A 12,221-nucleotide genomic window follows, 5' to 3' on the forward strand; every position below is an offset into this window, starting at 1 on the left:
TCAGGCCCTCTTCAGCGTGTTGACGTGACGCAGAAAATCCTGCCTCACCTCGTTGCTCTTGTAGTTCACCGAGGCGTTCCCGTCCTGGTCGATAATGATGCGATCGCCATCTTCCACGGCTTCAATAATTTCCTGCTGACTCATTACCTGCAGTAAGGATTCCGGGCTTGAGAAAAGGGAGAGGAAGAAACGTTTCATACGGGCATCCTTTTGAATAAAAAGGATAAGCCTGGAAGAAGACCGACGAATTTGCCTTAAGGATATCCTGAAAGTGAAAGCCGGGTGGCGGCTACGCCTTACCCGGCCTACAAAACCGTCAAACTATTGAGTTATCAAGTTGTTGATATTGATAGGTAATAAAAAATAAATCTGCACAAACTTGGACAAATAACGTTAATTGTGTAAGTTTTAATTATGCGATTACGCCACGTTGTTTACAGCCAGGATGTGACCCATGAGCACTTTGCCCTCTGTCGTGAGTCGGTTTGTCGAGTACTACGCCGCACTGGATAGCCAGCCGCCGTCCGCGCTGGCGGGGCTTTATCATTCGAATGCCACGCTTATCGATCCGTTTGGTGAGCACAACGGTATCTCTGCGCTTCAGCGCTACTTCACCCATCTGCTGGCCAACGTTGAGAACTGCCGTTTTTCTATCGATCCGCCGCTGTGCAGCGGGAACCGGTTTGTTGTCACCTGGGTGATGCACTGGTCGCATCCGCGCATTGCCGGGGGCGAACCGCTCGACCTGCCCGGATGTTCAGTGGTGCAGACGGAAAACGATCTCATCACGCGTCAGCGGGACTACTACGATGCGGGAGAGATGATCTACGAACATCTTCCTCTGCTGGGCTGGGCGGTACGCGGCGTTAAGCGGAGGGTGAAATCATGAAGACGGTGCTGATTACCGGCGCAAGCTCTGGGATTGGCGCCGGGCTGGCGAAATCCTTCTCTGCTGACGGCTACCATGTGATTGCCTGCGGGCGAGATCCGGCGCGTCTGGAAGCGCTGCATCAGACCTGCCCCAATCTCACCGTTCGCCTCTTCGACATGACGGACAGGGACGCCTGTCGCCAGGCGCTGACCGGCAGCTACGCCGACCTGATTATTCTCTGCGCCGGGACCTGCGAATACCTCGATCGGGGCGTGGTGGATGCGGCGCTGGTGGAGCGGGTGATGGCGACCAATTTCCTTGGCCCGGTGAACTGCCTCGAGGCGCTCCAGCCGCAGCTGGTTGCCGGTAACCGCGTGGTGCTGGTGAGTTCGATGGCTCACTGGCTGCCTTTTCCCCGCGCAGAGGCCTACGGCGCGTCCAAAGCGGCGCTGAGCTGGTTTGCCGAGAGTTTGCGCCTGGACTGGGAGCCAAAAGGGATTGCCGTCACGGTTGTCTCTCCGGGCTTTGTCGATACGCCCCTGACGCAAAAAAACGATTTTGCCATGCCGGGCAGGGTGACCGTCGACGAGGCGGTCAAGGCGATCCGTATCGGACTGGCGGCTGGGAAAATGCATATTGCATTTCCGTCCGGGTTTGGCTTCATTTTGCGGCTGCTCTCCGGGCTGCCTGCGTTTCTTCAGCGCGCGCTGCTGCGCAGGATGGTGCGTTCATGAACATTGCGATTATCGGCAGCGGCATTGCCGGGCTGACCTGCGCCTGGCGGCTGGCCGGGCACCATCAGGTAACCCTGTTTGAAGCAGGCGCCACGCCGGGCGGCCATACCGCAACGGTTGACGTGGCAACGCCACAGGGCACATACGCGATCGATACCGGGTTTATCGTCTATAACGATCGCACCTATCCGCGTTTTATGGGCCTGCTCAGCGAGCTGGGCATCAGCGGGCAAAAAACGCAGATGAGCTTTTCGGTACACAATCCCGCGACGGGGTTTGAGTACAACGGACACACCCTGACATCGCTGTTTGCCCAGCGTCGAAACCTGGTGAATCCGGCATTCTGGCGGCTGCTGGGCGAGATCGTTCGCTTTAACCGCCTGGCGAAAGCGGCGCTGGACGGGCAGGTGGACCCGAGCGCCACGCTGCAGACGTTTTTGCAGCAGCACGGCTTCACGCCGTTTTTTGCGCGCCACTACATTCTGCCGATGGGGGCCGCCATCTGGTCCTCGTCGCTGCAGGAGATGAAGCGTTTCCCGCTGCCGCTCTTCCTGCGTTTCTTTCACCACCACGGCCTGCTGGATATCACCCATCGTCCGCAGTGGTACGTCGTCCCGGGCGGCTCGCGGGAGTATATCCGCGCCATGCTGGATAAGCTGGGCGACCGCCTGACGCTGCGCCTGAACGCGCCGGTGCAGCGTGTGAAACGCCATGCGGATGGCGTCACCCTCCAGCTCGACGACGCCAGCCATACCTTCGACCAGGTGATCTTTGCCTGCCACTCCGCCAGTGCTCTGGCGATGCTTGATGACCCGACGCCCGCCGAGCGCGAAGTGCTGGGTGATATCGGTTGGCAGCGCAACGAGGTCGTTTTACACAGCGATCCGCGCTGGCTGCCTGTGCGGCCGCGCGCCTGGGCCAGCTGGAACTACCGTCTGAGCGAGCAGGCGCAGGCCAGCGCCTGCGTCACCTACAACATGAACATCCTGCAGGGGCTGCCTGCGGGCAGTCCGCTGTTCTGCGTCACCCTGAACCCGGACGCGCCGGTGGATGAACGCTTCGTTCTGCAACGCTTCGTCTATGAACATCCGCTGTTTAACCCGCAAAGCTGGCGGGCGCAGGCGCGGCGCGGCGAGATCAATGGCCATCGGCGGAGCTGGTTCTGCGGGGCCTACTGGTACAACGGGTTTCATGAAGACGGCGTGCGCAGCGCGCTGGACGTGGTCAATGCGATAGCTGCCGGAGAGGGGAACTGAGATGAACAGCTGCCTTTACCACGGCGTCTTACGCCACCGCCGCCTGCAGCCGAAAACCCATGAGTTTCGCTACAGCGTGTTTATGGCCTGGCTGGATCTCGATGAGCTGCCGCTGCTGGCGTCCGTCGGCGTGCGGCGCAATCGCTTTGCCGCCGCCTCGTTCCACGACGCGGACTACCCACTCGGCACGCCGCTTAAAGAGAACGTGCTGAGCAGGCTGGAGAGCCTGACCGGGGAACGTCCGGACGGACGTGTCATGCTCCTGACGCAGCTGCGCTATTTCGGATTCCATTTCAATCCGGTCAACTTTTACTACTGCTATGACGGGAAGGGTACCCTGCGCTGGGTGCTGGCGGAGGTTCGCAACACGCCGTGGAACGAGCGTCATTATTACGCGGTCGACGGGCAACATGCCCAGCCCACGGAAAAAGCGTTTCACGTTTCCCCCTTCAACCCGATGGACATGATCTACCACTGGCGCTTCAACGCCCCGGATAACACGCTGCATATGCACATTGAAAATCATCAGGAGGCGAAGGTGTTCGACGCCACGCTGGCGCTGCGCCGGGAGCCTCTGACTCGCCCTGCGTTGCGTTCGCTGCTCCTGCGTATCCCGCTTATGACCCTGAAAACCGTTTTCGCCATTTACTGGCAGGCGCTGCGCCTGTGGCTCAAGCGCGTGCCGCTGTATAACCATCCCGTCAGCAGGAGTGAACGCTCATGACCGATCCCGTCTTTGCGTTAGAACCCGATATCCCGCGCAACGTGCGCCTTGCGCGCTGGCTGCTTTTTCGTCTGTTAAGCGGCATTCGCGGCGGCTCGCTCACGCTGCGTGAAGGGGCGCAGACCTTTCATTTTGGCGAGACATCCTCCGCGCTGCATGCCGACGTGCAGATCCTTACGCCCGGCGTTTACTGGCGCGTCTTAACGGGCGGGAGCCTTGCCGCGGCAGAAGCCTGGATGGACGGCGAATGGGAAACCACGCACCTCACGCCGCTACTGGAACTTCTGGCGCTCAACGGCGAGGTGCTTGGTCGTCTCGAAAACGGGTTTCGTCTGCTCGGCAGGCCGCTGGAGCGGCTACGCCACTGGACGCGGCGTAACTCCCGCGCGCAGGCGCGTGAAAATATTGCCGCTCATTACGATCTGGGTAACACCTTCTACGCCCATTTTCTGGATAAGGAGCTGCTCTATTCCAGCGCGCTGTTTACCGCTGACGAGCAGGATCTCACTGCGGCTCAGCAGGCCAAAATGGCGCGGTTGTGCGAACAGCTGGCGCTGAAGCCGGACGATCATCTGCTGGAAATTGGCACCGGCTGGGGCGCGATGGCGGAATACGCGGCCCGTCATTATGGCTGTCGGGTGACCACCACCACGCTATCGCAGGAGCAGTACGTCTGGGCGACCGAGCGGATCGCCCGCGCCGGGCTGCAGGATCGGGTCGAGGTGCTGCTCTGCGACTATCGCGACCTCACCGGACAGTACGACAAGCTGGTCTCGATAGAGATGATCGAAGCCGTCGGGCAGCGCTATCTGCCCGTGTTCTTCCGTACCTGTCAGGCGCGGCTGCGCCCGGGAGGACGGATGGCTATTCAGGCCATCACCATTCAGGACCAGCGCTATCGCGACTACAGCAAAAGCGTCGATTTTATCCAGCGCTACATTTTTCCCGGCGGCTTCCTGCCGAGCATTACCGCGATGAACGAGCTGATGACGCGTCACACCGATTTCGTGGTGCGCAATCTGTTCGACATGGGTCCCGACTATGCCCGCACGCTGGCCCACTGGCGGCAGCGCTTTGTCCACGCCTGGCAGGAGATTGAAAAGCTCGGCTTTGATGAGCGGTTTCGCCGCATGTGGCTGTACTACTTTGGCTACTGCGAAGCCGGGTTTAACGCCCGCACCATCAGCGTGGTGCAGCTGACCGCCGAGCGCGTATGAAACGATATCTTCAGGTCTTTCTGCTGGCCGTCGCGTTCGATCTTTACTGGGCGCTGGTGGTGCTCTTTCGCGAAAAGGGCCTGATTATCTGGCTCACGCTGGCGATCCTGGCATGCCTGCTCTTGCCGTCTGTATACCGTTTTTACGCCATTGGGCTGGCCGCGGCGGGCAGTTTGCTGGATACGCTCTGGGCGCTGACGGGACTGATAGCCTTCACGGGCGACTCCCTGATGCCGCTATGGATGGTGGCACTGTGGCTGATGTTCGCCACCGTCTGGACGCAGCTGACGCGCACCACCACGTTGCCCGGGTGGCTGCTGACACTGCTGGCGGCCGTAGGAGGCCCGGTGGCGTACCTGATTGGCGAGCGGCTGGATGCCATCACATTTCTGGAGCCGACCTTTATCGTCGTCAGCTGGATGGCGCCGGGCTGGCTGGTGTTGATGCTGTTTTTCCACCTGCTGATGGGGAGACAAAAATGAGAGCTGCGATTTTGCTGCTTTGGCTAATCGCCATGCCCGCGACCCAGGCCGCCGACTGGCTGGCGTGGCGTAAGGTGGGCGATGCCACGCTCACCTGGGGGCCGTTCACCGTCTACACCTCCCAGTTGCGTACGCCGGACGGGCGTTACGGTCGGGAGAACCAGGATCAGGCGCTGATAATTACCTATGCGCGCGACATCGATCGCGATGAGCTGGTCGAGGCGACCCGCGACCAGTGGCAGGCGCAGGGGATCCTGGCGCAGGAACCGCAAAGCGAAGCCTGGCTGCGGATGCTCCGGACACTGTGGCCGGATGTTCGACCGGGCTCACAGCTGGCGTTTGTCCTTGATGACCAGCAGGGGCAGTTCTGGTACCGCGATCCGCCCCTTCAGAAAACCTTTATTCCCCTGGGACCACGCCAGTCAGAAGCGTTCAGTACCCGCTTTCTGGCCATCTGGCTGGCTCCCCGTACGCAATATCCTGAGCTGCGTCAGCAGTTAATCGGAGGCCAAAAATGAAACGTTTCCTGATGATGGTGCTGGCATTGACGATGCTGCTGGCGGGCTGTAGCACGGAGGTGACCGAGTACCGCCAGCAGCAGCCGCGGCTTGATATTTTCCATTACTTCCAGGGAAAAACCGAAGCGTGGGGGATGGTGCAGGATCGCAGCGGCAAGCAGATCCGACGTTTTCACGTGGAGATTGCCGGAGACGTTATCGGCGATACGCTGATGCTCAACGAACATTTTGTTTACGACGACGGTGAGAAGCAGCAGCGGGTCTGGCATATCCGGCGTCTGGGGACCGATCGCTATGAGGGCACGGCGGGGGATATCGAAGGGGTAGCGACGGGGCAGGCCGCAGGCAACGCGTTCAACTGGCATTACAGCATGAACGTGAAGGCCAACGGCAGCACCTGGCTGCTGAACTTTGACGACTGGATGTACCTGCAGGATGAGACGCACCTGTTTAATAAAACCGAGATGAAGAAACTGGGCGTCACCGTCGCCACGGTGACGCTGTTTTTCACCAAGGGATAAGGGATCCCCACTCAATTTGTAACCAGAAGCGATTCGGATTTTTTAAATGACATGATTATTTTGCAGCGATGACCTGGTCCGGCTGTAAATCGCTGAGGCGTTTCCTGCAGGCCGGGGCGAGGCGCATGGATGCGCCGAGAGGGCGGGCTTTACAGGGATGTTACCTCCGCCCGTCCCCGATAAGCCGGAAGGAATAAGCCGAAGGGACCGCGAAGCGGCGATTTACCGCCGGGAGCCCGGGTCGCCAGGGTGGTGGCGATTGCACTGAACCCCTAAACCTGGACACTGCGATTTCATTGTTGCTCTGCCAGCGTCCGGTATTGTACCGGACTCATCCCGCCCGTTTTTAAACTGATTCGTTCGGTGTTGTAATAGCGAATATATCTGCCAATATCGCTTTCCAGTTCTTTCACTGAACTGTACTTTTTCCTGTAATACATCTCTACTTTCAGATGACTGAAGAAGTTTTCCATCACTGCATTATCCAGACAGTTACCCTTACGCGACATACTTTGTGTGATGCCCGCTTCAGCCAGCATTCTGCGCCATACAGGTGTTCGGTAAGCCCAGCCCTGATCGCTGTGTAGCATCGCGCCTTCTTTGTTTCTGCATGCTTTAAGCGCTTTTTTTAGCATCCTGCAGACCAGAGGTTGTGACTGACTGGTTGATGTTTGCCAGGCCACTATTTCATTATTGAACAGGTCCTGAAGGGCTGACAGGAACAGTTTTTGACCACCGGCACGGAACTCCGTCACGTCTGTGCACCACTTTATTCCACTGCATGCAGCAGTGAAGTTACGGGCAAGCAGATTATCTGAAGCCAGTCCGCCTCCAGCCATACAGGAACGGTATTTCCTTCGGCGTAACTGACATGTCAGGCCATACTTTTTCATCAATATGCGAACCGTTTTATGGTTCAGGATGAAGGCTTCATTACGCAGCGCCACCGTCATTCTTCGGTAGCCGTAGCGTTGTGCATTTCTCTGACTGATGGTGGACATAGCACTGACAGCAGATGCATACCGCTCCGACTGAGTGACAGGTCTGGAGAGCTGGTAATAATACGTGCTACGCGCCAGCCCTGCGGCACATAACAGGTAAACAAGTCGGTGGTCTGCAAGCAAACTCTGTATCACTCGCGTTTTTTCTGCTGTTCCCTGAGAGCGTTTTCCTCCCTCAGGGCTTTGAGCTTTTTTAAATATGCATTTTCCGCCCGCAGATATTCCAGCTCTCTCAGAAGTTCTGAGGGAGTCATCTCACTGAGCGGTCTGGAGTCAGGTATAAACTTTTTCTGTGACATAGCGGGCCCGGGTTTGGCTGTATTAAGCGCCTGTGCGCCTCCTTTCCGGTAACGTCTTGTCCAGTCGAGAATGAGCGATTCATTTGGAATGGCAAAGCGCGCTGAAGCTTCCGCATAGCTGCAACCGTGTTCAGTAACATAACGGATTACGCGGAGCCTGAAAGCTGAAGTATAGGCCCGTGCAGGACGGTCCTCCAGCCCGGCCTTTCCCTGACGCCTGTAAGCCCGTATCCAGCGGGTAAGAGGCGTCCGGCCAACACTGAACAGATGTGCTGTTTCTTTAATGCTCGACTCACCAGTCATGTAATGCTGTACAGCCGCAAGACGAATGTGAAAAGGATATCTCATCTGAACCTCCAGATTTTATGATCTGGTGTCCAGGATATGGGGTTCAGTGCAGATTGAGCCACCCTGGCACGTTCACAGGTCATGTCGTTACAGAGTAGCAAGGAACATAAAGTGAACGGAATGACCACTACAGCCGTATGTTCCCCCTCACCCTAACCCTCTCCCCAAAGGGGCGAGGGAACTGTTTCGTGTCTACGCTGTGTCCGCAAGGTGTGATGTCATGCCCCGGCAGAACGGGTTTTACTACCCGAGTAAATAAAGACAAGCGCAATCCCCAGGCAGACTACCGCCCCCAGACGACTCGTTGAAAACGAAATGGCGGGATTACCCAGCCAGCCAAAGTGATCAATCAGCATGCTCATGGCGAGTTGGCCAAAGATCACCGCCACCGTGGCGACGGCGGTGCCGATGCGCTGTACGGCGAGTACCATAATCACGATATAGGGCACGCCGAATATCGCCCCGAGAAGCTGCCATTTCGGCACGTCCAGCAGCGTGACCGCCTGCTTAGGCTCAAAGAAGAAAATGAGCAGGGCGGTCACCAGCGCGCCGACGGAAAACGTCAGGAACGCGCTTTTGAAGACACCCACGTTGCTGCCAAGCTGTCCGTTAATTGCGGCCTGAATGCTCAGCGTCGCGCCGCCGCAGACGGCCAGAAGAATCATAATCAGTGTCATACGTTTACCCCTGTGCCACCAGAACCAGTGCCGCAATAATGAACCCCAGTGCAATAATGCGTTTCGCGTTTATCTTCCTGTGCGGCGTACCCAGCAGACCAAAGTGATCGATGATCAGGCTTTTAAAGACCTGACCTGCCAGAATGCCAATCATGGTCATTGCGATGCCGATAGCGGGGGTCGCCACGGTAAGGATGACCACGTACACCGGACCGAGCACGCCGCCGAGCAACTGCCAGCCGGGCTGTGCGAAAAACGACGGGCTGTTGCGCGGGCTGAAAAACAGCATCAGCAGAAACGTCAGCGCGGCGCCAACGCCAAAAATGCTGAACGTCGCCCATAAATCCCCGACCTTTCCCCCCAGCGGTCCCAGCAGTCCCGCCTCGACGGAGAGGCCCATCCCGCCGGCAATCACCAGTAAAATCAAAACAAACTGCATTCTTCTTCCTCCGTTTTCAGGCGAAGAAGATTACGTGGGTTGTTCAATGAGAAAAATGCCATAATGCAGTAAACACCTTTGCGAGAAATGCATTAATGGTTGACGCCAGCAACATCAACATCCGCGCGCTGCTGATCTTTATCGACGTGTATGAAGCGCAGAACTTCTCCGTCGTGGCGCGGCGGCAGGGGATATCGGCCTCGCAGATATCGCGCGTGATCCACCAGCTTGAGGATGCGCTCGGGCAGCAGCTTTTCTATCGCAATACGCGGGCCGTCATTCCCACGGAAAGCGGTCATCTGTTTGTTCGCTACGCCCGGTCGATGGCGGAAAACCTGGAAGAGGCGCGCCGGGAGCTGGACGCGCGTGCGGTGGAACCGTCCGGTGCGATCCGCATTAACGGACCGGTGTTTTTCGGCCAGAAGCACATAGCCCCAGGACTTCCCGGCCTGTCGGAACGCTATCCCCGCCTGAGCGTAGAGCTGACGCTGACCGATGATTTTATCGACCCCCATCGGGATGCGGCGGATGTTATCTTTCGGATTGGCGTGCTGACGGACTCCTCGTTTCATGCGCGGGTGTTCGGGCAGCAGGTTTATCATCTGGCCGCGTCGCCGGACTACGTGCGTAAACACGGTGCACCTGAAGGACCGGACGATCTGAACCGTCATCACTGTCTTGTCTATCGCGGATCGTCAGGGCCAAACCGCTGGCTCTTTCGCAGGAAGGGCGAGGCGTGGATACACTATCCCGTGACGCCATTGATGACCTCCAATAATGCGGAGGCGTTACTCGCTGCGGCGCTGGGCGGGATGGGGATTGTGCTGTTCCCGGACTGGTTGGTGAGTGAACAGCTCCAGCGCGGTGAGCTGATTCCGTTCCTGCCCGCGCTGGAGTGTGCCATCAATACGGAACAGCAGGCTATTGCGGCGATCTATCCTGATGCCCGACATCCGCCCCTGAACGTCAGGGCGGTAATTGATTATTACGTCGAGCGTTTTGGCACGCCGCCGTACTGGCAAACGTAAGGGGATTACGCGCCAAGCTCTTTGCGGATAATCTCTGCGCCAGCGCTAAGTGCTTTCAGCTTTCCGTTAGCGACCTCACGGGAGAGGGGAGCCATACCGCAGTTGGTTGACGGATATAGCTTGTCGGCATCGACAAACTGCAGCGCTTTACGCAGCGTATCGGCCACTTCCTCCGGCGTTTCAACCGTGTTGGTTGCCACGTCAATCGCGCCAACCATCACTTTCTTGCCGCGGATCAGCTCCAGCAGATCCATCGGCACGCGGGAGTTGTGGCACTCCAGAGAGATGATGTCGATGTTAGAGGTCTGCAGCTTAGGGAAGGCCTCTTCGTACTGGCGCCACTCGGATCCGAGCGTCTTTTTCCAGTCGGTATTGGCCTTGATGCCGTAGCCGTAGCAGATGTGTACCGCGGTCTCGCACTTCAGCCCTTCAATGGCGCGCTCCAGCGCGGCGATACCCCAGTCGTTGACCTCATCAAAAAAGACGTTAAACGCCGGTTCATCAAACTGGATAATATCCACGCCTGCGGCCTCTAGCTCTCGCGCTTCCTGATTGAGGATTTTGGCGAATTCCCAGGCCAGCTTTTCGCGGCTTTTATAGTGCGCGTCGTAAAGGGTGTCGATCATGGTCATTGGCCCCGGCAGAGCCCATTTGATCGGCTTATCCGTAAGCTGACGTAAATATTTAGCATCGTCCACGAAGACCGGTTTCTGGCGCGCGACGGCGGAGACCACGGTCGGCACGCTGGCGTCATAGCGGTTACGAATGCGCACCGTCTGGCGGTTCTCAAAATCGACGCCGCTCAGGTGTTCAATAAAGGTGGTGACGAAGTGCTGACGGGTCTGTTCCCCGTCGCTGACGATATTGATTCCCGCACGGACCTGCTCATCCAGAGACAGGCGCAGCGCATCCTGCTTGCCCGCCAGCAGTTCCTGATCCTGCAATTTCCAGGGTGACCACAGCGTTTCAGGTTGCGCAAGCCAGGTCGGCTTAGGCAGGCTGCCAGCCGTTGAAGTCGGGAGCAATGTTTTCATAATAAAAGACCTTTTTTGATGTATTAAAGCGTGTAGTTATCAGACCACTGCTCAAGAATGTGTTTGTAAGGCTTAATGAAGTACTCTTCAGTAAATCGACCCTGTTCAATCGCCAGACGGCTTCGCTCTTCCCGGTCATACACAATTTTGGTTAAGGAGTGATCCTGCTGGTTCAGATCCGGTCGATAGCACAGTCCGGCCGCCGAGTTGGCGTTATAGATTTCCGGGCGATAGATCTTCTGGAACGTCTCCATCGTGCTGATGGTGGCAATCAGTTCCAGATCGGTGTAGTCGCTCAGCAAATCCCCGGTAAAGAAGAACGCGAAAGGCGCCACGCTGTGTTCCGGCATGAAGTAGCGCACGCTCAGGCCCATCTTCGCGAAGTACTGCTCCGTGAGCGATTCGCCATCCGGCTGATACTCAACGCCCAGCACGGGGTGCTGATTACCGGTGCGGCGATAGGTATCTTTGCTGGAGACGCTCAGGCAAATCACCGGTCCTTTTGTGAAGTTCTCTTTGTATTCCGGTGAGTTCACAAAGTGGCGGAAAATATTGCCGTGCAGCTCGCCAAACTTTTCCGGAATGCTGAAGTGCTGCTGGTTCTTGTTATGCTCCAGCAGCAGGACGCTGAAATCATAATCCCGCACGTAAGACGAGAAGTTATTCCCGACGATACCGGGGATGCGCTGGTTGTTTTTCTTGTCGACAATATATGTTTGCAATATCTCAATGGCCGGGAACGGTTTTTCCGCGCCAATGTTCAAATCGACAGAGATGATTTCAAGCTCTACCGCGTAGCGATCGGCGGTTGGGTTATCCCAGCGCGCTAAGGCGTTGAAGCGGTTGTTGATCATCACCAGCGTATTGCGCAGGTTCTCCTGACGTTTTTCCCCGCGGGCCAGGTTGGCAAAGTTAGTGGTCGTACGCGTATTTTCTGACGGGTTGTAATTCTCATCGAAGCAACTGCGCTTAAGGTTATATGTGAAAGCTTTGCTCATTGTGGTTATGCATCCTAAGTTCATGTTGCTAAGAAGTTACCAATGCATAATTTATGCCTGAGCCCGCGGCGCAG

At 57.3% G+C, this 12,221-nt stretch carries 15 protein-coding genes; 9 read left to right on the top strand and 6 right to left on the bottom strand.

Annotation, left to right across the window (positions count from 1 at the left end; genetic code table 11):
* Positions 1 to 198: a hypothetical protein gene (locus AC4IC4_RS10880; RefSeq protein ID WP_024908361.1), complete on the bottom strand. Its 198-nt coding sequence runs from the start codon at positions 196 to 198 to the stop codon at positions 1 to 3.
* Between the two features lie 256 nt (positions 199 to 454).
* Between AC4IC4_RS10880 and AC4IC4_RS10885 the strand changes: the two genes are divergently transcribed.
* From AC4IC4_RS10885 to AC4IC4_RS10920, 8 genes are read left to right on the top strand one after another with little or no spacing between them, the layout of a single operon-like run.
* Entirely contained in the window at positions 455 to 889 is a 435-nt protein-coding gene (locus AC4IC4_RS10885; RefSeq protein WP_491472738.1) for a nuclear transport factor 2 family protein, read from the top strand.
* Entirely contained in the window at positions 886 to 1,605 is a 720-nt protein-coding gene (locus AC4IC4_RS10890) for an SDR family NAD(P)-dependent oxidoreductase (protein WP_491472739.1), read from the top strand. The genes AC4IC4_RS10885 and AC4IC4_RS10890 overlap by 4 nt, the downstream gene beginning before the upstream one ends.
* The gene (locus AC4IC4_RS10895) at positions 1,602 to 2,861 is read left to right on the top strand and encodes an NAD(P)/FAD-dependent oxidoreductase (protein WP_491472740.1); all 1,260 of its coding nucleotides are present in this window, start codon (positions 1,602 to 1,604) and stop codon (positions 2,859 to 2,861) included. Before AC4IC4_RS10890 ends, AC4IC4_RS10895 begins: the two co-directional genes overlap by 4 nt.
* A gap of 1 nt (position 2,862) precedes the next feature.
* Positions 2,863 to 3,585 (top strand): DUF1365 domain-containing protein, encoded by a 723-nt coding sequence (locus tag AC4IC4_RS10900; RefSeq protein WP_491472741.1) that lies wholly within the window; start codon positions 2,863 to 2,865, stop codon positions 3,583 to 3,585.
* Positions 3,582 to 4,802 (top strand): class I SAM-dependent methyltransferase, encoded by a 1,221-nt coding sequence (locus AC4IC4_RS10905; protein ID WP_491472742.1) that lies wholly within the window; start codon positions 3,582 to 3,584, stop codon positions 4,800 to 4,802. The genes AC4IC4_RS10900 and AC4IC4_RS10905 overlap by 4 nt, the downstream gene beginning before the upstream one ends.
* The gene (locus AC4IC4_RS10910) at positions 4,799 to 5,284 is read left to right on the top strand and encodes a DUF2878 domain-containing protein (protein ID WP_491472743.1); all 486 of its coding nucleotides are present in this window, start codon (positions 4,799 to 4,801) and stop codon (positions 5,282 to 5,284) included. The genes AC4IC4_RS10905 and AC4IC4_RS10910 overlap by 4 nt, the downstream gene beginning before the upstream one ends.
* Positions 5,281 to 5,802: a chalcone isomerase family protein gene (locus AC4IC4_RS10915; RefSeq protein WP_491472744.1), complete on the top strand. Its 522-nt coding sequence runs from the start codon at positions 5,281 to 5,283 to the stop codon at positions 5,800 to 5,802. The genes AC4IC4_RS10910 and AC4IC4_RS10915 overlap by 4 nt, the downstream gene beginning before the upstream one ends.
* Positions 5,799 to 6,323 carry a DUF3833 domain-containing protein gene (locus AC4IC4_RS10920; RefSeq protein ID WP_491472745.1) on the top strand — a complete coding sequence of 175 codons (525 nt, stop codon included), beginning with the start codon at positions 5,799 to 5,801 and terminating at the stop codon, positions 6,321 to 6,323. Before AC4IC4_RS10915 ends, AC4IC4_RS10920 begins: the two co-directional genes overlap by 4 nt.
* A 293-nt stretch (positions 6,324 to 6,616) precedes the next feature.
* Here the strand turns inward: AC4IC4_RS10920 and AC4IC4_RS10925 are convergent.
* The 3 genes from AC4IC4_RS10925 to AC4IC4_RS10935 all read right to left on the bottom strand — a co-directional run bounded on the left by AC4IC4_RS10925 (position 6,617) and on the right by AC4IC4_RS10935 (position 9,087).
* A protein-coding gene (locus AC4IC4_RS10925) for an IS3 family transposase (RefSeq protein ID WP_491471184.1) occupies positions 6,617 to 7,971 on the bottom strand; the annotation gives its coding sequence in 2 pieces (ribosomal slippage) (positions 6,617 to 7,521 and positions 7,521 to 7,971; 1,356 coding nt in all).
* A gap of 218 nt (positions 7,972 to 8,189) precedes the next feature.
* Positions 8,190 to 8,648, bottom strand: coding sequence for a DMT family transporter (locus AC4IC4_RS10930; RefSeq protein ID WP_248164421.1), 459 nt, complete (start codon positions 8,646 to 8,648; stop codon positions 8,190 to 8,192).
* Positions 8,649 to 8,652: 4 nt separating this feature from the next.
* Positions 8,653 to 9,087 carry a DMT family transporter gene (locus AC4IC4_RS10935; protein WP_491472746.1) on the bottom strand — a complete coding sequence of 145 codons (435 nt, stop codon included), beginning with the start codon at positions 9,085 to 9,087 and terminating at the stop codon, positions 8,653 to 8,655.
* Positions 9,088 to 9,182: 95 nt separating this feature from the next.
* On the opposite strand from AC4IC4_RS10935, the gene AC4IC4_RS10940 reads away from it, so the two are divergent.
* Complete coding sequence (locus AC4IC4_RS10940) at positions 9,183 to 10,115, top strand: LysR family transcriptional regulator (protein WP_491472747.1); 933 nt, start codon at positions 9,183 to 9,185, stop codon at positions 10,113 to 10,115.
* 5 nt (positions 10,116 to 10,120) lie between these two features.
* Here AC4IC4_RS10940 and AC4IC4_RS10945 read toward each other — a convergent pair whose 3' ends face one another.
* Positions 10,121 to 11,149, bottom strand: a complete 1,029-nt coding sequence (locus tag AC4IC4_RS10945) for a methionine synthase (protein ID WP_491472748.1) — start codon at positions 11,147 to 11,149, stop codon at positions 10,121 to 10,123.
* 23 nt (positions 11,150 to 11,172) lie between these two features.
* On the bottom strand, positions 11,173 to 12,147 hold the full coding sequence (locus tag AC4IC4_RS10950; RefSeq protein ID WP_024908374.1) for a DUF1852 domain-containing protein: 975 nt from the start codon (positions 12,145 to 12,147) through the stop codon (positions 11,173 to 11,175).
* Between the last annotated feature and the right edge of the window lie 74 nt (positions 12,148 to 12,221).

This window comes from Enterobacter sp. Taxon_2 (assembly GCF_058355295.1).